The organism is Pseudomonas sp. PGPPP4, from assembly GCF_002256045.1.
Taxonomy (GTDB): Bacteria; Pseudomonadota; Gammaproteobacteria; order Pseudomonadales; family Pseudomonadaceae; genus Chryseomonas; species Chryseomonas oryzihabitans.
Genome location: NZ_NKID01000003.1, coordinates 511,601 through 531,075, shown reverse-complemented (window position 1 = coordinate 531,075; position 19,475 = coordinate 511,601). Strand labels below are relative to the sequence as shown.

20 protein-coding genes are annotated in these 19,475 nt (G+C 67.0%); 11 read left to right on the top strand and 9 right to left on the bottom strand.

Annotation, left to right across the window (positions count from 1 at the left end; all coding sequences use genetic code 11):
• Positions 1–180 precede the first annotated feature (180 nt).
• The 4 genes from CFE50_RS08210 to CFE50_RS08195 all read right to left on the bottom strand — a co-directional run bounded on the left by CFE50_RS08210 (position 181) and on the right by CFE50_RS08195 (position 4,931).
• Complete coding sequence (locus tag CFE50_RS08210) at positions 181–339, bottom strand: YqaE/Pmp3 family membrane protein (protein ID WP_007159763.1); 159 nt, start codon at positions 337–339, stop codon at positions 181–183.
• 359 nt (positions 340–698) lie between these two features.
• Entirely contained in the window at positions 699–2,468 is a 1,770-nt protein-coding gene (locus tag CFE50_RS08205; RefSeq protein ID WP_286732582.1) for an acyl-CoA dehydrogenase C-terminal domain-containing protein, read from the bottom strand.
• 187 nt (positions 2,469–2,655) lie between these two features.
• Positions 2,656–4,461, bottom strand: a complete 1,806-nt coding sequence (locus CFE50_RS08200; protein ID WP_027600706.1) for a phenylacyl-CoA dehydrogenase — start codon at positions 4,459–4,461, stop codon at positions 2,656–2,658.
• A gap of 146 nt (positions 4,462–4,607) precedes the next feature.
• The gene (locus tag CFE50_RS08195) at positions 4,608–4,931 is read right to left on the bottom strand and encodes a thioredoxin family protein (RefSeq protein ID WP_286732581.1); all 324 of its coding nucleotides are present in this window, start codon (positions 4,929–4,931) and stop codon (positions 4,608–4,610) included.
• Positions 4,932–5,095: 164 nt separating this feature from the next.
• Here CFE50_RS08195 and CFE50_RS08190 point away from each other — a divergent pair, with 164 nt between their 5' ends.
• Positions 5,096–6,430: an MFS transporter gene (locus tag CFE50_RS08190; RefSeq protein ID WP_286732579.1), complete on the top strand. Its 1,335-nt coding sequence runs from the start codon at positions 5,096–5,098 to the stop codon at positions 6,428–6,430.
• A 70-nt stretch (positions 6,431–6,500) separates the two neighbouring features.
• On the top strand, positions 6,501–6,923 hold the full coding sequence (locus tag CFE50_RS08185) for a DUF1810 domain-containing protein (RefSeq protein ID WP_286732578.1): 423 nt from the start codon (positions 6,501–6,503) through the stop codon (positions 6,921–6,923).
• On the opposite strand, the gene CFE50_RS08180 is transcribed toward CFE50_RS08185, so the two are convergent.
• Entirely contained in the window at positions 6,920–7,507 is a 588-nt protein-coding gene (locus tag CFE50_RS08180) for a cupin domain-containing protein (protein ID WP_286732576.1), read from the bottom strand. The two genes, CFE50_RS08185 and CFE50_RS08180, sit on opposite strands and share 4 nt — an antisense overlap.
• A gap of 70 nt (positions 7,508–7,577) precedes the next feature.
• Positions 7,578–8,279 carry an alpha/beta fold hydrolase gene (locus tag CFE50_RS08175; RefSeq protein WP_286732574.1) on the bottom strand — a complete coding sequence of 234 codons (702 nt, stop codon included), beginning with the start codon at positions 8,277–8,279 and terminating at the stop codon, positions 7,578–7,580.
• Positions 8,280–8,567: 288 nt separating this feature from the next.
• Here CFE50_RS08175 and CFE50_RS08170 point away from each other — a divergent pair, with 288 nt between their 5' ends.
• The 5 genes from CFE50_RS08170 to rarD all read left to right on the top strand — a co-directional run bounded on the left by CFE50_RS08170 (position 8,568) and on the right by rarD (position 13,871).
• Complete coding sequence (locus CFE50_RS08170) at positions 8,568–8,864, top strand: hypothetical protein (protein WP_007159771.1); 297 nt, start codon at positions 8,568–8,570, stop codon at positions 8,862–8,864.
• 58 nt (positions 8,865–8,922) lie between these two features.
• Complete coding sequence (locus CFE50_RS08165) at positions 8,923–9,660, top strand: ComFC family protein (protein ID WP_286732572.1); 738 nt, start codon at positions 8,923–8,925, stop codon at positions 9,658–9,660.
• A gap of 65 nt (positions 9,661–9,725) precedes the next feature.
• Positions 9,726–11,564 carry a PhoX family protein gene (locus CFE50_RS08160; protein ID WP_286732570.1) on the top strand — a complete coding sequence of 613 codons (1,839 nt, stop codon included), beginning with the start codon at positions 9,726–9,728 and terminating at the stop codon, positions 11,562–11,564.
• A 110-nt stretch (positions 11,565–11,674) separates the two neighbouring features.
• Positions 11,675–12,649, top strand: a complete 975-nt coding sequence (locus CFE50_RS08155) for a serine/threonine protein kinase (RefSeq protein WP_007159773.1) — start codon at positions 11,675–11,677, stop codon at positions 12,647–12,649.
• A 334-nt stretch (positions 12,650–12,983) separates the two neighbouring features.
• Complete coding sequence (rarD, locus tag CFE50_RS08150) at positions 12,984–13,871, top strand: EamA family transporter RarD (RefSeq protein ID WP_027600698.1); 888 nt, start codon at positions 12,984–12,986, stop codon at positions 13,869–13,871.
• A 45-nt stretch (positions 13,872–13,916) separates the two neighbouring features.
• On the opposite strand, the gene secB is transcribed toward rarD, so the two are convergent.
• The 3 genes from secB to CFE50_RS08135 are packed head-to-tail and all read right to left on the bottom strand — an operon-like array spanning position 13,917 to position 15,124.
• Positions 13,917–14,381: a protein-export chaperone SecB gene (secB, locus tag CFE50_RS08145; protein ID WP_007159775.1), complete on the bottom strand. Its 465-nt coding sequence runs from the start codon at positions 14,379–14,381 to the stop codon at positions 13,917–13,919.
• A gap of 27 nt (positions 14,382–14,408) precedes the next feature.
• Positions 14,409–14,663 (bottom strand): glutaredoxin 3, encoded by a 255-nt coding sequence (gene grxC / locus CFE50_RS08140; protein ID WP_007159776.1) that lies wholly within the window; start codon positions 14,661–14,663, stop codon positions 14,409–14,411.
• A gap of 41 nt (positions 14,664–14,704) precedes the next feature.
• On the bottom strand, positions 14,705–15,124 hold the full coding sequence (locus CFE50_RS08135) for a rhodanese-like domain-containing protein (RefSeq protein WP_007159777.1): 420 nt from the start codon (positions 15,122–15,124) through the stop codon (positions 14,705–14,707).
• A 182-nt stretch (positions 15,125–15,306) separates the two neighbouring features.
• Between CFE50_RS08135 and CFE50_RS08130 the strand changes: the two genes are divergently transcribed.
• The 4 genes from CFE50_RS08130 (at position 15,307) to CFE50_RS08115 (ending at position 19,466) form a co-directional block, all read left to right on the top strand.
• On the top strand, positions 15,307–15,918 hold the full coding sequence (locus CFE50_RS08130) for an NAD(P)-dependent oxidoreductase (protein ID WP_241807762.1): 612 nt from the start codon (positions 15,307–15,309) through the stop codon (positions 15,916–15,918).
• Between the two features lie 133 nt (positions 15,919–16,051).
• Positions 16,052–17,335: a murein hydrolase activator EnvC family protein gene (locus CFE50_RS08125; protein ID WP_241807761.1), complete on the top strand. Its 1,284-nt coding sequence runs from the start codon at positions 16,052–16,054 to the stop codon at positions 17,333–17,335.
• Between the two features lie 29 nt (positions 17,336–17,364).
• Positions 17,365–18,708 carry a S41 family peptidase gene (locus CFE50_RS08120; protein ID WP_241807760.1) on the top strand — a complete coding sequence of 448 codons (1,344 nt, stop codon included), beginning with the start codon at positions 17,365–17,367 and terminating at the stop codon, positions 18,706–18,708.
• Positions 18,705–19,466 (top strand): divergent polysaccharide deacetylase family protein, encoded by a 762-nt coding sequence (locus CFE50_RS08115; RefSeq protein ID WP_027597485.1) that lies wholly within the window; start codon positions 18,705–18,707, stop codon positions 19,464–19,466. The genes CFE50_RS08120 and CFE50_RS08115 overlap by 4 nt, the downstream gene beginning before the upstream one ends.
• The last annotated feature ends 9 nt before the right edge of the window (positions 19,467–19,475 follow it).

Below are 19,475 nucleotides of genomic sequence, written 5' to 3'. Positions count from 1 at the left end.
CACCATCGGCGGTCGATCGAGGATACCGGCGTGGTGGGCCGGCAGGCCTCGAACAGGGCTGCAGGAAGCGCCCTCGCCTAGCGCGGACCTCTTGCCCTCAAGCCCCTGTCGCTTCGGTTGGCGCTGCCCCCTGGGTCAGCCAGTCGATTGTGGCACCGGGGCCGCGATCCGGCCGTGGGTTCAGCGACGAGCAATCACCCAGACGGCATGGATGATACCCGGAATGTAACCCAGCAGCGTCAGCAGGATGTTCAGCCAGAAGGCGCCGCCGAAGCCGACCTGGAGAAAGACGCCCACGGGCGGCAGGATGATGGCGAAGATGAGGCGGATAAGGTCCATTTCAGGCTCCAGTAGCGGGCAGGCAAGAAGATGCCTCTAAGACTGGCAGGGCCTGAATCAGGTTCCGGCAGGCAATAAAAAACCCCGCCGAAGCGGGGTTTCGCAGACTTAACCCGACATCCTTGTCGGGCCGCCAATCCTTGGCCATCTATCCCTGTAAGTCTCTGCCCGACATCCTTGCCGGGGGGCCATCCTGGCCACATTTCCTTGAAGTCATCTGGAGCGCTGGGTACATCCTGTACCGCGATCCGATGGGTGTAGATTACGCAGCTACCCGGATGTAGGCGATGGCTTATCGCGGCGACGTCGTGTAAGCCAAAGCTTACACGACATGGCTTTTCACCTTTTCGGTCAACGGCTTAGAAGGCCTCCTCGGCCAGGGCGTAGAGCGGCTGGGCACCGCTGCGCACGGCGGCCGCCAGGCTCAGGGTGCGCGGCAGCAGGCGGGCGAAATAGAAGCGTGCGGTGGCCAGCTTGGCTTCGGCGAAGGCCGCGTCCTGCTCCGCCGCGGCAGCCGCAGCCCGGGCCCAGAGATAGGCATAGGCGACATAGCCGAACAGGTGCAGGTAGTCCACCGAGGCGGCGCCGAGTTCATGGGGATCGCTGGCACCGGCCTGCAGCAGCCACTCGGTCGCGCCGTCCAGCTGATCCAGGGCCTGGCGCAGGGGCGCGGCGAATTCGCTGTCCGCCGGCAGGCTGGCGAGATAGCCATGGACCTCTTCGCTGAAGGGCCGGTAGAGGGCGCCGCGACTGCCGGCCAGCTTGCGGCCGACCAGGTCGAGGGCCTGGATGCCATTGGTGCCTTCATAGATCTGGGTGATGCGCACGTCGCGCACCAGCTGCTCCTGACCCCATTCGCGGATATAGCCATGGCCGCCGAACACCTGCTGGCCGGCGACGCAGAGTTCCAGGCCGAGATCGGTGAGGAAGCCCTTGGCCACCGGGGTGAGCAGCGCCACCAGGGCTTCGGCGCGTTCGCGCTCGGCCGGCTCGGGGCTGTACTTGGCGGTGTCGAGTTGCAGGGCGACATAGCTGGAGAACAGCCGGCCGCCTTCGTTCAGCGCCTTCATGGTCAGCAGCATGCGCCGCACATCGGGGTGGACGATGATGGGATCGGCGTTCTTGGCGGCCTGCTGGATACCGGCCGGGGAGCGGCTCTGCAGGCGCTCGCGGGCATAGGCCAGGGCGTTCTGGTAGGAGCGCTCGCTCGAGCCCAGGCCCTGGATGCCGACGCCCAGGCGCTCGTAGTTCATCATGGTGAACATGGCGGCCAGGCCCTTGTTGACCTCGCCCACCAGATAGCCCACCGCGCCATCGAAGTTCATCACGCAGGTGGCGGCGCCCTTGATGCCCATCTTGTGTTCCAGGGAGCCACACGCCACGGCGTTGCGCGCGCCCAGGGCGCCCGCCTCGTCCACCAGGATCTTGGGCACTAGGAACAGCGAGATGCCGCGGGAACCGGCCGGCGCATCGGGCAGCTTGGCCAGCACCAGGTGGATGATGTTCTCGGTGAGGTCGTGCTCGCCGGCGGTGATGAAGATCTTGGTGCCGGTGACCCGGTAGCTGCCGTCGGCCTGGGGCTCGGCGCGGGTGCGGATCAGACCCAGGTCGGTACCGGCATGGGGCTCGGTCAGGCACATGGAGCCGGCCCACTGGCCGCTGTAGAGATTGGGCAGGTAGGCCTGCTTCAGCGCTTCGCTGCCATGGGCGTGCAAGGCCAGGCAGGCGCCGGCGCTGAGCATCGGATAGAGACCGAAGGCCAGGCAGCTGGCGTGCATCATTTCCTCGACCTGGGCGGTGAGCACCTTGGGCATGCCCATGCCGCCGTATTCGGGATCGCCACCGACCCCTACCCAGCCGCCTTCGGCAAAGGCCTGGTAGGCCTGGCGGAAGCCCTGGGGCGTGGTCACTTCCCCGGCTTGCCAGTGGCAGCCTTCTTCATCGGAATTGCGATTGAGCGGCGCCAGTTCCTGGGCGCACAGCTTGCCGGCTTCTTCGAGGATGGCATCGGCGGTCTCGCCGTCCACCACCTCGGCCAGGGCGGGCCACTGACTCCAGCGGTCCTTGACCTTGAGGACGGCATCCAGCACGAAACGGATATCGCGAAGCGGCGGGGTGTAGTCGGCCATGTCGAGTCTCCTCGGAAGGTGTTCTTGTCGGTATGACCCGAGTGTAAGACCGAACCGGAAGGGAGACATAGGTTCATGATCTGACCCGATGGTCAGCCGATCGGAGGTCTGCTGCGGGTAGTTTTTTCGCGGCCGCGAAAAGACGAAAACCCCGCCGGAGCGGGGTTTTCAGGGGAGCGGCGACGACTCAGTAGCCGAGGGCGAAGTCTTCTTCGGCCAGGGCCATCAGGCTGCCGGCGCCGGCCAGCAGCGCCTCGGCGTGGGCGCGGGTACGGGGCAGCAGGCGCTCGTAGTAGAAGCGCGCGGTGGCCAGTTTGGCCTGGTAGAAGGCGGCCTCCTCGGTACCGGCGGCCAGCTTCTCGGCGGCGACCCGGGCCATGTCGGCCCAGAAGTACGCCAGGCAGCAGTAGCCGGAGTACATCAGGTAGTCGACGGCGGCGGCGCCCACCTCCTCGCGATCCTTCATGGCGGCCATGCCGACCTTGAGGGTGATCTCGCCCCACTCCTTGTTCAGCTTGGCCAGCGGCTCGACGAAAGCCTTGAGCTGGGCATTCTCGGCGTTGGCCTGGCAGAACTTGTGCACCACCTTGGTGAAGGCCTTGAGCGATTCACCCTGGGTCATCAGCACCTTGCGACCCAGCAGGTCGATGGCCTGGATGCCGGTGGTGCCCTCGTAGAGCATGGCGATACGGGCATCGCGCAGATTCTGCTCCATGCCCCACTCGGCGATGTAGCCGTGGCCGCCGTAGATCTGCACGCCGTGGCTCGCCGCCTCGAAACCCACCTCGGTCATGAAGGCCTTGGCGATGGGGGTGAGGAAGGCCAGCTGGGTCTCGACCTGCTGCTTCTGCTCTTCGTCCTGGCTGTACTTGAGGATGTCCACCAGCTTGGCGGTGTAGTAGATCATCGCCCGGCTGCCTTCGGCGAAGGCCTTCATGGTCAGCAGCATGCGGCGCACGTCGGGGTGCACGATGATGGGATCAGCGGGCTTCTCGGGCGCCTTGGGACCGGTCAGGGACCTCATCTGCAGACGCTCGCGGGCGTACTTCAGACCGCCCTGGAAGGCCACCTCGGCATGGGCCAGGCCCTGCAGGGCGGTGCCGATGCGGGCGAAGTTCATGAAGGTGAACATGCAGTTCAGGCCGCGATTCGGCGGGCCGATCAGGAAGCCGGTGGCACCGTCGAAGTTCATCACGCAGGTGGCGTTGCCGTGGATGCCCATCTTGTGTTCCAGGGAACCGCAATGCACGGCGTTGCGCTCACCGGCCGCGCCGCTGGCGTCGGGCAGGCGCTTGGGCACGATGAACAGCGAGATGCCCTTGGTGCCGGCGGGGGCATCGGGCAGACGGGCCAGCACGATGTGGACGATGTTCTCGGCCATGTCGTGTTCACCGGCGGAAATGAAGATCTTGGTGCCGGTGATGGCGTAGCTGCCGTCCGCGCGCGGCTCGGCCTTGGTGCGCAGCATGCCCAGGTCGGAACCGCAGTGGGGTTCGGTCAGGCACATGGTGCCGGTCCACTCGCCGGTCACCAGCTTTTCCAGGTAGGTGTGCTTCTGCTCGTCGGTGCCGTGCTGCTCCAGGGTGTTCATGGCGCCGTGGGACAGGCCGGGGTACATGCCCCAGGACCAGTTGGCCTGGCCGACCATTTCCGAGAGGGAGATGCCAAGGGACTCGGGCAGGCCCTGGCCCCCATGGGCCGGGTTGTGCGCCAGGCTCGGCCAGCCGCCCTCGACGAACTGGGCATAGGCTTCCTTGAAGCCATCGGGGGTCTTCACCCCGTCTTCGCTCCAGGTGCAGCCTTGCTGGTCGCCGATGCGATTGAGCGGCGCCAGGACCTGTTCGCAGAATTTGGCGCCTTCTTCGAGGATGGCGGAAACCATGTCGGGAGTAGCGTCGCCGCACCCGGGCAGGCTCTGGTAGTGCGCGTCATAGCCCAGGAGTTCGTCGCGGACGAAGCGGATGTCCCGCAGGGGGGCTTTGTAATCGGGCATGACTGTTACCTCTTTGCGAATGCTTGTTGTCGAGGGTGGCGGCAGTGTCGCTGCGGACCTGTCGCCAGGGCGTTTAAACAGTCGTTTGAAACTAATGTTCCAGGCCTGACCTTGTCAAGCGTGGCGAGGACGAGCGGAACGACCGGTCAGTCCGCCAGGGCCAGGGCTTCGCCCAGGGCCGCCGCCGTCGCCGGACGTACCAGCCGCGCCAGTTCCTGGCCGTCCTTGAAGACGATCAGCGTGGGCCAGAGCTTGACGCGAAAGGAGCGCCCCAGGCGGCGGCCGGGGCCGTCCTCGATCTTGAGATGGCGTACGCCGGGGTAGTCGGCGAGCGCCGTGGCCAGCAGCGGCTGGGCGGCGCGGCAGTGGCCGCACCAGGGTGCGCCGAACTCCAGCAGGGTGACACCCGGCAGGGCGTCGACATCGGTGCGGGCGGGCTCCCTTTCCGCATAGGTGGTCGTCATGGTCATGGCGGGGCTCCTGAAGTCGGTTCCAACGGTGGACAAGTCGCTGGCGGGACTGCTCGGTCACGGGAAAAGGACTAGGGTCGATCCTGCGGTACGCCCCGATGTCATGACAATAAAACAAGGCGCTCCATTTCTGCCTCCGTCTCCGCCCTTTCCCGAGGCCCGCCATGAGCCAGACAGCGACTTCCGTTTCACCCGCCACCCTGCGCAAGGTCATCTCCGCCGCGTCCATCGGCAACTTCGTCGAATGGTTCGATTTCGCCCTCTACGGCTTTCTCGCCACCCTGCTCGCGGCGCACTTCTTTCCCAGTGGCGACGCCACCGCCGGCCTGCTCAAGACCTTTGCCGTCTTTGCCGTGGCCTTCGCCTTCCGGCCACTGGGCGGCATCGTCTTCGGCCTGCTGGGTGACCGCATCGGCCGTAAGCGCACCCTGGCGCTGACCATCCTGATCATGGCCGGCGCCACCGCCCTGATCGGCATCCTGCCCAGCTACGCCACCATCGGCATCTGGGCGCCGATCCTGCTGACGCTGATCCGCTGCGCCCAGGGCTTTTCCGCTGGCGGCGAATACGCCGGGGCCTGCGCCTACGTGATGGAGCATTCGCCGCGCGATCGCCGCGGGCGCTATGGCAGCTTCGTACCGGTCTCGACCTTTCTCGCCTTCGCCAGCGCGGCCCTGACCGCCTGGGGCCTGGAACGACTGCTGGGCGCCGCGGCCATGGCCGACTGGGGCTGGCGCATCCCCTTCCTGGCCGCCGCGCCGCTGGGCCTGATCGGCCTCTATCTGCGGCTGAAGCTGGACGAGACCCCGGCCTTCCAGGCGCTGGAGGCGGACCATGAGGTCAGCCATTCGCCGCTGGGCGAGACGCTCAGGCTGCAGGGTCGCTCGATCCTGCGCCTGGGCGCCTTCATCTCGCTGACGGCGCTGTCCTTCTATATGTTCACCACCTACTTCTCCACCTACCTGCAACTGGCCGGCGGCTTCGACCGGGCCGCGGCCCTGGCCATCAGCCTGATCACCCTGTTCGCGGCGGCAGCGGCCTGTCCGGTGCTGGGACGCGTTACCGACCGTATCGGTCGACGCATGACCACGGTGCTGGCCAGCCTGGTGCTGGCGGTAGGCGTCTATCCGGCGCTGCTGCTGGCCAGCAGCGGCCAGTTCGGCAGCGCCCTGCTGGGCTCGCTGCTGTTGGGCGCCGGGGCGGTGCTGTGCAACGTGGTGACCGCGCCGCTGCTCAGCGAGGTCTTCCCCACCCGCACCCGCTACACCGCCGGGGCCATCACCTACAACCTGGCCTACACCATCTTCGGCGGCACCGCGCCGCTGATGGCGACCTGGCTGATCGGCGCCACCGGCAGCAATCTCTCGCCGGCGCTCTACCTGATCCTGATTGCCCTGCTCGGCCTGATCGGCGGCCTGAGTCTGCCCGAGACCTCGCGCATCGATCTGGACGAGGTCAGCGAAGGCGGTGAACCGGCCTATCGCGCGGTGCGAGGCTAGACCGCTCGTCCCTTGACCGGCACTTCCTCCGGGTCCATCTGCCGATAGGCAAAAGGCCCGGAGTTTTGCCATGCCCGCCGCTCACGATCTGCAACGCTTCCTCGACGCCCAGGCCGGCACCTATGCCACCGCCCTGGCGGAGATCCGCGCCGGGCGCAAGCGCAGTCACTGGATGTGGTTCATCTTTCCGCAGATCCAGGGGCTGGGCCGCAGCGAGACGGCGCAGCGCTACGCCATCGCCTCCCGCGACGAGGCCAGTGCCTACCTGGCGCATCCGCTGCTGGGACCGCGCCTGCGGGAGATCACCGCCGCCGCGCTGGAGCATCCGCAGCTGTCGGCCACGGCGCTGTTCGGCCAGCCGGACGATCTCAAATTCCATTCCTGCCTGACCCTCTTCGCCGCCGTGGCCGAAGACCCCGAACCCTTTCGCCAGGCACTGAAGACCTTTTTCGCCGGCCAGCCGGACGAAGCCACCCTGTCGCGACTCTGCTAGCGCCAGAGTTCGGGTAGCGCCCCTTCCCTTCCGGTCACCGGATCGCTCACTGGCACAGGCACCTGGGCGATGAGTTCGAGCGCACGGGCATGGGCGGCCGGATCGGCGCGCTGGGTGATGAAGTCCTGCTGATCGGACGGATAGGCGCCCACCACCAGGAAGTCCGTGCTGGATTCCAGGTTGCGGTGCCCGGTCCCCGCCGGCAGCACCACCACGTCGCCCGCGGTCACCTCCACATCCTGCCCCTGCTCGCCACCCAGCCGCAGCCGCGCCTGGCCGCGCGCCACGCCAAGGACCTCATGGGCATTGGGGTGATAGTGATGATAATCGTAGACGCCATAGCGCCACTGCGGCGGCCAGGCATGGTCGGCGAACAGCTGCTCCAGGGCCGCGGCGCGGTCGGCATCCGGCAGCGGGACCTGGCGATAGAGCAGCACTGGCAGGCGACTGTTGGGGATGACGCCGTCGTCGGCGAAGTGCAGTTGTTCGGGCTGACCGGCTCCTACCGGCGCGGCCAGGGCCAGGGCGGCGGGTGCCAGGCCCAGCACCAGGGAAAGGACGGACAGAGACGGACGATGCGACATGCGGGACTCCCTCGGGGCTTTGCCAATGGAGGCCGGCCTGGAGCCCGGGTTCAGCGCCCGCGACGAGGGGTCAGGCCAGCCATTCCCGCAGCAGCGCCGAGGTGCGCTCCGGCAATTCCAGCGGCGGCAGGTGACCGCAGTCGTCCAGCACCACCAGGCGCGAGTCCTGGATGCCGGCGTGCATCAGCTCGGCTTCGGCCGGCGGGGTCAGCTGGTCCTGGGCGCCCACCACGATCAGGGTCGGCACCTGGATCTGCGCCAGGGTCGGGCGTGAGTCGGGGCGGTCGATGATCGACTGCTGCTGGCGCAGGAAGGCGGCCTTGCCCACCGCCTTGCCCATGGCCAGCACGGTGTCGGCCACCGGCGTGCCCAGGCGCGAGGCGTGGATCAGCCGCGGCAAGAGTTGCGGACTGATACCGAGAAAACGCCCGCGCTCGGCCAGTTCGAGCATGGCGCGGCGCTGCGCGGCGCGCTCCGGAGCATCCGGGCTGGCCATGGTGTCGAACAGCGCCAGCCGCGTTACCCGTTCCGGCGCCTGGCGCAGGATCTCGAAGGCCACATAGCCGCCCATGGACAGCGCGCCCAGGGCGAAGCGCGGTGGCGCCTCGGCCAGCACCCGGCGCGCCAGGGCGGCGATGCCCAGATCGCGGGTGAGGTCGGGAATGAGCACCGGACAGACGTCGGCCAGGTCGGCGGCCTGGGCGGCCCAGAGACGGCTGTCGCAGAGCAGGCCGGGAAGCAGGATCAGGGGAAGGGAATCGGTAGCGGTCATCACGATAGAGCCTATTCGAAATCTGCTGCGCGTCGGCCAAACGGCGTTGAAAATGGCCTGGGTCGCCAGCCCGGTCGGAATGCTCATTTACCCAATGTAAACTCGTTCGCGAGCCCGGTCCGCTTCCTCAGCCTTTTTCGCCTTGTTTGTCTCTAGCTCGCGAGACTTCGAATAGGCTCTTGAGACTTGAGAGACACTGCGGAAAACGCGCAGTGTAGCGCGGATCACCAGCGAACCCCTTGGGCTTCGCGGGTTCCAAGGGACATTGCCAAGGATCCGGAAACATCCATGCGTACTGAAGGCTTCTTCGACTGGCTCGGCGCCGCGCTCGGCCAGGTCATCCGTTTCATCATCGATCTGTTCGGCTCGGTGCTCGGCGGCCTCGCCGACGCCGTGCACGACTTTCTCCATGGCATGGCCCGCTCCATCGGCATGGACGACTCCTATATCAGCTTCGTGGTCCTGGCCATCGGCCTGCTGCTGCTCTACGCCGCGGTACGCGCCTTCATGGCGCGCTCGGTGGTGGGCGGCGTCATCTGGCTGATCCTCGGCCTGATGGTGATGAGCTGGCTGATCCGCGGCTGACTGGTCGCCAGGCGCTCCGCCTGGCACAGTAGGGCTCTCGCTCGGCACGGACGCCGTCATGACCCCACCCCTTTCCCAAGCATTGAAGCGCCACTGGCAACGCCTGCGGCCCGGCACCAGCTGCGCCCTCTGCGCCGCCTGGCTTCCGGCCGGACTGCCCCTGTGCGAAGGCTGCGACAGCGAATTGCCCTGGCTCGGCCCCCATTGCCAGGGCTGCGCCCTGCCCCTGCCGGTGGACGGCCTGTTCTGCGGCGCCTGCCTGGCCAAGCCGCCGGCCTTCGACCAGGTGCTGGCGCCCTGGCGCTATGCCTTTCCGGTCGACACCCTGATCAACAGATTCAAGCACCGCGATCACGGCAGCCTCGGCCGTCTGGCCGGGGCGCTGCTGGCCCGGCACCTACAGCATCTGTTCGACGAAGGTCAGCCGCGCCCGGAGTGCCTGCTGCCCGTTCCTCTCTCGCCCCTGCGCCTGCGCCAGCGCGGCTTCAACCAGGCCGCGCTCCTGGCCGGCTGGCTCGGCAAGTCCTTGAAGCTGCCGGTGGATGGCGGACTGTTGCAGCGGGTGGAGGAGCAGCACAGCCAGCAGGGCCTGAGCGCCAGCGAGCGGCGGCGCAATCTCCTGCAGGCCTTCGCCCTGGTGCAGGACGCCGGATTGGAGGGCCGTCATCTGGCCCTGGTGGACGATGTCCTCACCACCGGCGCCACCGCCGACAGCCTGGCGCGCCTGCTCAAGCGCGCGGGCGCCCGGCGGGTGGATGTCTATTGCCTGGCGCGGACGCCGCCACCCGGCGAGTAGCGCTGTCACCAAACCGTCATTTAGTCTGACTAGCCTCGCCTGCACACCGTGAGGGAGCCATCAGCATGCACAACGACCAGACCGATCTCGAACGCCTCGTCCAACTGAGCCGCCGGCGCTTCATCGGTGCCGGCGCCCTGGCCGACGCCGTCGGCGAAGCCTCGGGCAATCCGCTGATCGGCTTCGCCAACATCCCCGCCTCCACCGCCGACACCCTGGTGGTACCGCCCGGCTATCGCGCCAGCGTGCTCATCAGTTGGGGCCAGCCGCTGCACGCCGACGGTCCGGCCTTCCGTCCCGATGGCAGCCCGAGCGCCGCCGACCAGGCCGTGCAATTCGGCGACAACAACGACGGCATGGCCTTCTACCCCTTCCCGGACGATCCGGATCGGGCGCTGATGGCGATCAACAACGAATACACCAACTACCGCTATCTGCTCGGCCACGGCACGCCGCCCAAGTCCCTGGAAGACACCCGCAAGGCCCAGGCCGCCGAGGGCGTCTCGGTGATCGAGGTCAAGCGCGTGGACGGCCAGTGGCATTTCGTCCAGGGCTCGCCCTACAACCGCCGCGTGCATGGCAACACACCCATCGCCGTCAGCGGTCCGGCCGCCGGCCATGACCTGCTCAAGACCGCCGCCGACCCGGCCGGACGCGAGGTGCTGGGCACCTTTCAGAATTGCTCCAGCGGCGCCACCCCCTGGCACACCTACCTGACCTGCGAAGAGAACTTCACCGACGTCTTCGGCAGTCGCGATGCCAACCTGAAGTTCGACGCCGCCCAGAAGCGCTACAGCGTCAAGCACGCCAGCGTGGAGAACGACTGGCACCTGCACGACGACCGCTTCGATCTGGCGCAGAATCCCAACGAACTCAATCGCCACGGCTGGATCACCGAGATCGATCCCTTCGATCCTCAGGCCAAACCGGTCAAGCGCACCGCCCTGGGGCGCTTCAAGCACGAGAACGCCGCCCTCGCCCGCACCCGCGATGGCCGCGTGGTGGTCTACATGGGCGACGACGAGCGCGGCGAATTCATCTACAAGTTCGTCAGCCGCGATCGCCTACAGGAAGATCCCAAGGCCAATCGCGACCTGCTCGACCACGGCACCCTCTATGTCGCCCGCTTCGACGAGGGCGATCGTGACCCGAACCGCCCCAAGGGCCGCGGCCAGTGGCTGCCGCTGGAGCATGGCGAGAACGGCCTGACCGCCGCCAATGGCTTCGCCAGCCAGGCCGAGGTGCTCATCCACGCGCGCCAGGCCGGCACCCAGGTCGGCGCCACGCGCATGGACAGACCCGAGTGGATCGCCGTCAGCCCCAAGGACGGCCAGGTCTATTGCACCCTGACCAACAACACCAAGCGCGGCGAGGACGGCATGCCGGTGGGCGGTCCCAATCCCCGCGCCAACAACCTCTACGGCCAGATCGTGCGCTGGCGCGAGAGCGGTGACGATGCCGCGGCCCTGAGCTTCGACTGGGACCTCTTCGTCATCGCCGGCAATCCCAAGGTGCACCCGGGCAAGCCGGAAGCGGGCTCCCAGCAGATCAACGCCGAGAACATGTTCAACAGCCCCGATGGCCTGGGCTTCGACGCCGCCGGCCGGCTGTGGGTGCTCACCGACGGCAAGTACAGCAACAAGGGCGACTACGAGGGCATGGGCAACAACCAGATGCTCTGCGCCGATCCGCGCAGCGGCGAGATGCGCCGCTTCCTGGTCGGTCCGGTCGGCTGCGAGGTCACCGGCCTGGCCTTTGCGCCGGACTACAAGACGATGTTCGTCGGCATCCAGCACCCGGGCGAGGAAGGCGGTTCGAGCTTTCCCGAGGCCCAGCCGAACGGCCAGCCGCGCTCTTCGGTGATGGTCATCAGCCGCGAAGATGGCGGTGTGATCGGCGCCTGACCGGCGAGCGGATAGCGCTCGAGCCTTCGCCATGGGGCTCGGGCATGCGCTAGCATCTCCCGGATGCAGGGTGGCAATCGCCATCGTCCCCCGTGACCGAGGAGCGCGCCATGTCTCATCCGTTCGAAAATCTGAGTCCCGACCTCGTCATCGACGCCATCGAAAGCCTGGGCTATCTCAGCGATGCCCGGGTGCTGGCCCTCAACAGCTACGAGAACCGCGTCTATCAGATCGGCATCGAAGGCGAGACCCCGCTGATCGCCAAGTTCTATCGCCCGGATCGCTGGACCGATGCGGCCATTCTGGAAGAGCACGCCTTTTCCGCCGAACTGGAAGAGCGCGAGGTGCCGGTGGTCGCGCCCTTGCAGCGCGACGGCCAGACGCTGTTCAATCATGCCGGCTTTCGCTTCGCGCTCTTTCCCCGCCGCGGCGGCCGGGCGCCGGAGCCGGGCGATCTCAATCAGCTGCATCGCCTCGGCCAGCTGCTGGGTCGCCTGCACGCGGTGGGCGCCAGCCGCCCCTTCCAGCACCGCGAGACGCTGGACGTCCAAGGCTATGGCCATGCCTCGCTGGATACGCTGCTGACCGGCAACTTCATTCCCCAGAGTCTGCTGCCGGCTTATGAATCGGTGGCGCGTGACCTGCTGCAGCGCCTCGACGAACTCTTCGAAAGCGTCAGCTACGATGTCATCCGCCTACACGGCGACTGCCATCCGGGCAACCTGCTCTGCCGCGATGACGCCTACCATATCGTCGACCTCGACGACTGCCGCCACGGTCCGGCCATGCAGGATCTCTGGATGCTGCTGGCCGGCGATCGCCAGGAGCGGCTGACGCAGCTGTCCGAGCTGATGGACGGCTACGAGGAATTCCACGACTTCCAGCCGCGCGAGCTGGCGCTGATCGAGGGGCTGCGCACCCTGCGGCTGATGCACTACAGCGCCTGGCTGGCGCGCCGCTGGGACGACCCGGCCTTTCCCAAGAGCTTTCCCTGGTTCGGCAGCGAACGCTACTGGGGCGACCAGATCCTCACCCTGCGCGAACAGCGCGCTGCCCTAGACGAGGCGCCGTTGCGGCTGTTCTAGCCCTGCTGCGACGCGTGGAAAACGCCTTGCGGTTTTCCACCCTACAAGGCTCCCTCCCAGGCTCGGATACCCCCTCTCCCTCTGGGAGAGGGCCGGGGTGAGGGTAGGACCCGCGATGAACTCTTCACGGGAAAAGACCGTGTCGTTTTCCACGCTACAGCACTGATCGCGGCCATGGGCCGCTCCTACAGAGGGTGATGCTTTTGTAGGAGCGGCCCATGGCCGCGATTAACGTGGTGACGCGCAAATCGCAAGCGCACCTTCTCAGCCCACATCCCACCGCCCCTTAGGCTATCCTGCCCGGACAAGAACGTTGCCTGCCTAAGGATCTCTCATGTCTGCCTTGCGCCAGGGTTATGCCCTGGGCCTCACCGCCTATGGGCTGTGGGGCTTGTTTCCGCTGTTCTTCAAGCTGCTGGCGGCCCTGCCGGCGACCGAAATCCTGTTCCAGCGCATCCTCTGGTCCGCCCTGTTCAGCGCCTTGCTGCTGCTGGTCTGGCGCCATCGCGGCTGGTGGGCGGAGTTGCGCGCCCACCCGCGACGGCTGCTCTGGCTGGCGCTGTCCGGCGCCCTGGTGGCCTGCAACTGGCTGGTCTACATCTGGGCGGTCAACAACGCCCATGTGGTCGAGGCCAGCCTGGGCTACTACATCAATCCGCTGGTCAACATCCTGCTCGCCCTGGTGATCCTCGGTGAACGCCTGCGGCCGCTGCAGTGGATCGCCGTGGGCCTGGCGGTGCTGGGCGTCGCCCAGCAACTGTGGACCCTGGGGCAACTGCCCTGGGTCTCCCTAGCGCTGGCGCTGACTTTCGCCTTCTATGGCCTGGTGCGGCGGCAGACGCCGGTAGCCGCGCTGCCGGGCATGGTGGTGGAGAGCTGGATGCTGGTGCCGATCGCCCTGGTCGCGCTGCCGCTGCTGACCCCGGGGGTGAGTCTGCAGGCGGAGACCTGGCAATCCTCGCTGGGCCTGCTGATCGTGCTGGCCGGGCCGGTCACCCTGATCCCGTTGCTGTGCTTCAACGCCGCGGCGCGCAAGCTGCCCTATTCGACCCTGGGCTTCCTGCAGTACCTGGCGCCGACCCTGGTGCTGATCCAGGCGGTCTGGCTCTACGACGAACCCTTCCCCCGCGAGCGGCTGTTCGCCTTCATCTGCATCTGGACGGGCCTTGCCGTGTTCAGCTTCGATCTCTGGCGCGCCAGTCGCAAGCTGAAGGCCAGATAGCAGAACGCCCCTGGCAAGGGGCGTTCGTCACCGCAGCGGCGCCGATCAGGCTTCGCCGGCGGTCTGCATGCGCGCCAGTTCCTGGGCGTAGAGGGCGTCGAAATTCACCGGCTGCAGCATCAGCGCGGGGAAGGAGCCACGCACCACCATGTTGTCCAGCGCCTCACGGGCGTAGGGGAACAGGATGTTGGGGCAGAAGGCGCCCAGGGCATGGGCCATGGAGGCGGCGTCCAGGCCCTTGATCAGGAAGATGCCACCCTGCTGCACTTCGGCGATGAAGGCGGTCTCTTCGTTGTTCTTGACGGTCACGGTCAGGGTCAGCACCACTTCGTGGAAGTCGTCGCCCAGGGTCTTCTGGCGGGTAGCCAGGTCCAGGTTGACGTTGGGCTGCCAGTCCTGACGGAAGATCTCGGGGCTCTTGGGCGCCTCGAAGGACAGGTCGCGGATGTAGATGCGCTGCAGGGAGAACTGAGCGCCGTCTTCCTGGGCGCCATTGGCTTGGTCGGTCATGGTAGGGCCTTGAGTGATGAGTGTTGGTCAGGCGGACAGCAGCGGATCGAGACGTCCGCTTCGGTCTAGGGCATAGAGATCGTCGCAACCGCCGACGTGGGTGCTGCCGACCCAGATCTGCGGCACGCTGGTGCGACCGGCCTTGCGGGCCATCTCGCTGCGTAGCGCCGGCTGGCCGTCGACGGAGACTTCCCGGTAGGCCACGTTCTTGCGATCGAGCAGGTGCTTGGCACGATGGCAATAGGGACACCAGGCACTGGTATAGATGACGACGTCAGACATGCGCGGTCTCCAGTGGCCGATGAGGCGGCCACGCTAGGGGTTCACTTCACCAGGGGCAGATTTTCTGCACGCCAGGTAGCGATGCCGCCGTTCAGCCGGGCGGCGGTGAAGCCGGCCTTCTGCAGATCGCCGCATACGGCGCCGGCTTGCTGGCCGGCGCTGTCCACCACGATCAGGGTCTTGGCCTTGTGCTTCTCCAGTAGAGACAGGCTGCTGGCGACTTTCTCCTGAGCGATGTTCAGCGCGCCGACGATATGCCCGGCGGCGAAGTCCTTGCTCGGGCGGATGTCGAGCACCACACCCTCTTCGCGATTGACCAGGTTGGTGAGTTCGCCGGTGGACAGGCTACGCCCGCCCCGACGGGTCTCGTTGAACAGCATCAGGGCGACGATGGCGAGGAAGGCGGCGACGAGCAGCGGATGATGGGTGGCGAATTCGACCACCCGACCGAGAAATTCCATAATGAAAGAGCTATCCAAGGAGGGCTAAAAATGCTGGCCAGTATACACAGCCCCCCGATGGCGCCATACCCTCGGCGCCCCCGGGTTATCCGCAGGTAACCAGCTCATCCCGAACTGCCTCCTTGGCGGCTTCCGTCGCTCTGCCTAGGCTTGGCTTCCCTTCATTTCCAAGGAATCCAGCCATGACCTCCATCGCCATGCTCGGCGCCACCGGTAACGTCGGCAGTCGCCTGCTCGATGAAGCCCTCTCCCGTGGCCATCAGGTCACTGCCCTGGTGCGGGAACCCGCGCGCCTGGCGTCCCGTGCCGACCTGACCGTGGTTGCCGGCGACGTCAAGGATCCGCAGGCCGCCAAGGCGCTGTCCGGCCATGACGTGCTGATCAGCAGCCTGAGATTCGCCGACATCGCACCAGACGCGCTGATCGACTTCGCCCGCGCCACCGGCATCCCCCGCCTGCTGATCGTTGGCGGCGCCGCCAGCCTGAGCCTGCCGGACGGCTCGCGCCTGTTCGATGCGCCGGCCTTTCCCGCGGAATACCGCAGCGAAGCCGGGGCCGGGATCGCTACCCTGGACGCCCTACGCGGGGTCAGCGACCTCGACTGGGTCTTTGTCAGTCCGCAGATGGTCTTCGCGCCCGGCTCGCGCACCGGCCATTTCCGCCTGGGCGAGGATGCCCTGCTGTTCGATGCGGCCGGGGACAGCCACATCTCCTACGAAGACTTCGCCGTGGCCCTGCTGGACGAGGTCGAACGCCCCGTCCATCACCGCAGCCGCTTCACCGTCGGGTATTGAAATAGAAATGCCCCCTCGTTCGCAGCCTGGCCGCCTGGTCGGGCCGTGAACGCTGAACGGCGTGCCTTGCCGTTTTTTTTGCCGGATGTGACGGGCATACTAGGCGCTTCGCCCTTGAAACGTACGACCTCGCATGCGCCGTGTTCTCGCCCTTCTCCTGCTTGCCAGCGTTCTCGCTCCCGCCCTGGCCGACGATCGCGCCGATACCCAGCGGCAGATCGAGCAGACCCGCCGGGAAATCCAGGAGATGCAGAAGGTCCTCAAGCAGGTGCAGGCCGAGAAGTCCGGCGTGCAGAAGCAGTTGCAGGGCACCGAGACCCAGATGGGCGAGCTGGAAAAGCAGGTGGACTCGCTGCAGAAGCAGCTGGAGAACGGCGAAAAAAAGCTGCAAGAGCTGGACGGGCGCAAGAAGAAGCTCGACCAGTCTCGCGCTGAGCAACAACAGCTGATCGCCGTGCAGGTGCGCGCCGCCTACCAGAGCGGACGCCAGGAATACCTCAAGCTGCTGCTCAACCAGGAGCATCCGGAAAAGGTCAGCCGCACCCTCACCTACTACAACTACCTGAATCGCACCCGGCTGGATCAGCTCGCCACCTTCAACGACACCCTGCGCGAGATCCGCGAGGTGGAACAGGGTATCCAGCAGGAGCAGAACGACTTGGTCGCCCGTCGCGAAGACCTGGAGAAGCGTCAGGCGGAGCTGGCCGAGGTGCGCAAGGAGCGCCAGGCGGCGCTGGCCAAGATCAACGCGGACTACCGCGACAAGAGTCGCGAGATCGAGAACCGCGAGCAGGATCAGGCCGCGCTGAACAAGGTGCTCAAGACCATCGAGGAAACCCTCGCGCGCCAGGCCCGCGAAGCCGAGGAAGCCCGCCAGCGGCAACTGGCCGAAGCCCGCGCCGCCGAGGCACGGGAAGCGGCGCGGCGCCAGGCGCAAAGCGAGCCGAAAGCCCCGCGTCCCTCGAACGCCCCGGAACTGGCGGTGTCTAGTGCAGCACCTGCCTATGGCGGCGCCTTCGCCAATGCCCGCGGCAAGCTGCCCTGGCCGGTCGATGGCCGTCTGGTGGCGCGTTTCGGCAGTGCTCGCGGCGACGACCCCCGCGCGAAATGGGACGGTGTCCTGATCGCGGCCGGGGCCGGTACCCGGGTCAAGGCGGTACACGACGGCCGGGTGGTCTTCGCCGACTGGCTGAGAGGCGCCGGCCAACTGGTTATCATCGATCATGGGAATGGCTATCTCAGCCTGTACGGACACAATCAGAGCCTGCTCAAGTCTGCGGGTGACGTGGTCAAGGCCGGGGATGCCATCGCGACCGTCGGCGCCAGCGGCGGTCAGGAAGCCTCCGCCTTGTACTTCGCCATCCGCCAACAGGGCCGCCCGACGGACCCGGTCATCTGGTGCCGTGCTCAGGGATAGTGCGACACACCTCGGTTTAGGAGCTGCACATGCCGCATCGCTTTCGTCCCACCGTCCTGGTCCTCGCCCTGCTGTTCAGCGGCGTCGGCGTCGTCCAGGCGCAATCGTCGCAGAGCACGCCGGCTGCGGTGACGCCGGTCGCACCGGGCGCCGCGCCCGCGGCCCCGGCCAGTGCTCCGCTGCCGCTGGACGAGCTGCGCACCTTCGCCGAGGTGTTCGACCGCATCAAGGCCGCCTATGTGGAGCCGGTGTCGGATAAGGTCCTGCTGGAAAACGCCATCAAGGGCATGCTCAGCAACCTGGATCCGCATTCCGCCTATCTGGAACCCAAGGACTTCGCCGAACTGCAGGAAACCACCAGCGGTGAATTCGGCGGCCTGGGCCTGGAAGTCGGCCAGGAGAACGGCTTCATCAAGGTGGTCTCGCCCATCGACGACACCCCGGCGGCCAAGGCGCGCCTGCAACCGGGCGACCTGATCGTCAAGATCGACGGCCAGCCGACCAAGGGCCAGGCTATCAACGAAGCCGTCGACAAGATGCGCGGCAAGCCGGGCAGCCCCATCGTGCTGACCATCGTCCGCGGTGGTGGCCAGCCGTTCGACGTCAAGCTGGCGCGGGCGGTGATCAAGGTCAACAGCGTCAAGAGCCAGCTGCTCGAGTCCGGCTACGGCCTGCTGCGCATCTCGCAGTTCCAGGTGAACACTGGCGAAGAGACGGTCAAGGCCCTTGCCAAGCTGCGTCAGGAGAACAAGGGCAAGCTCAAGGGCCTGATCCTCGACCTGAGAAACAACCCGGGCGGCGTCCTGCAGTCGGCGGTCGAGGTGGCCGATGCCTTCATGACCCACGGCCTAATCGTTTACACCAAGGGCCGCCTGCCCAACTCCGAGCTGCGCTTCTCGGCCGACGCCGCCGATCCCAGCGAGAAGGTGCCTCTGGTAGTGCTGATCAACGGTGGCAGCGCCTCGGCCGCGGAGATCGTCGCCGGCGCCCTGCAGGATTCCAAGCGCGGCATCCTCATGGGCACCGACAGCTTCGGCAAGGGTTCCGTGCAGACGGTGCTGCCGCTCAATAACGACCGCGCGCTCAAGCTCACCACGGCGCTCTACTACACGCCGAGCGGACGCTCCATCCAGGCCCAGGGCATCACCCCGGACATCGCCGTGGCGCCGGCCAAGGTCACCCCGCAGAGCGGTGGCGACGAATACTTCCGCGAAGCGGACCTGGCCGGTCACCTGGGCAATGGCAATGGCGGCGCCGATCGGCCCACCGGCAGCAAGGCGCCCAACCAGAGTCCGCGGCCGCAGGATGACGACTTCCAGCTTTCCCAGGCGCTGTCGCTGCTCAAGGGACTCAACGTCACCCATACTCCGTGAGGGCGGGACGCTGGCTACTGGCCGGGGCGCTCGCCCTGGTCGGCACCCTCGCCCAGGCCGCCACCGCGCAGCTGACTATCGTCATCGACGACCTCGGGCAGAATCCGGCGCGGGATCGGCAGGTCCTGGCCCTGCCCGCGCCGGTGGTCCTGGCGATCATCCCCGAGACCCGCTACGCCGCCGAACTGGCCACCGTGGCCCACCGCGCCGGACGCACCGTGCTGCTGCACCTGCCCATGGACCCGGCCGGCGGTCCCTATGCCTGGCATCCGGAGATGTCCTCGGCCGAGCGCCTGCAACGCCTGGACCGGGCGCTGGAACGGGTACCCGAGGCGGATGGGGTGAACAATCATGAAGGTAGTCGCATGACCGCGGACCGCCCCGCCATGGCCGAGTTGATGCAGGTCCTGCAGGAGCGTCACCTGCTGTTTCTCGACAGCCGCACCAGCGCGGCCACCGTGGCCGCGGCGGAAGCCCAGAAGATCGGCCTGGCCAGCGTCTCGCGCGATGTCTTTCTCGACAACGACGCCACCCCGGCGGCGGTGGCGGCCCAGCTGGCCGAAGGCGTGCGCCTGGCCCAACGTCAGGGCAGCGCCGTGCTGATCGGCCATCCGCATCCGGCGACCCTGGCGGTGCTGGCCCAGCAGTTGCCGCTGCTCAAGGCCCAGGGCGTGGAGGTCATCGACCTGCCGCAGATGATCGCCCTGCGGGCCAATCAGGCCATGCCCGGGCACGGCCGCGCCGGTCGCTATCGCTAGCGACCGGCC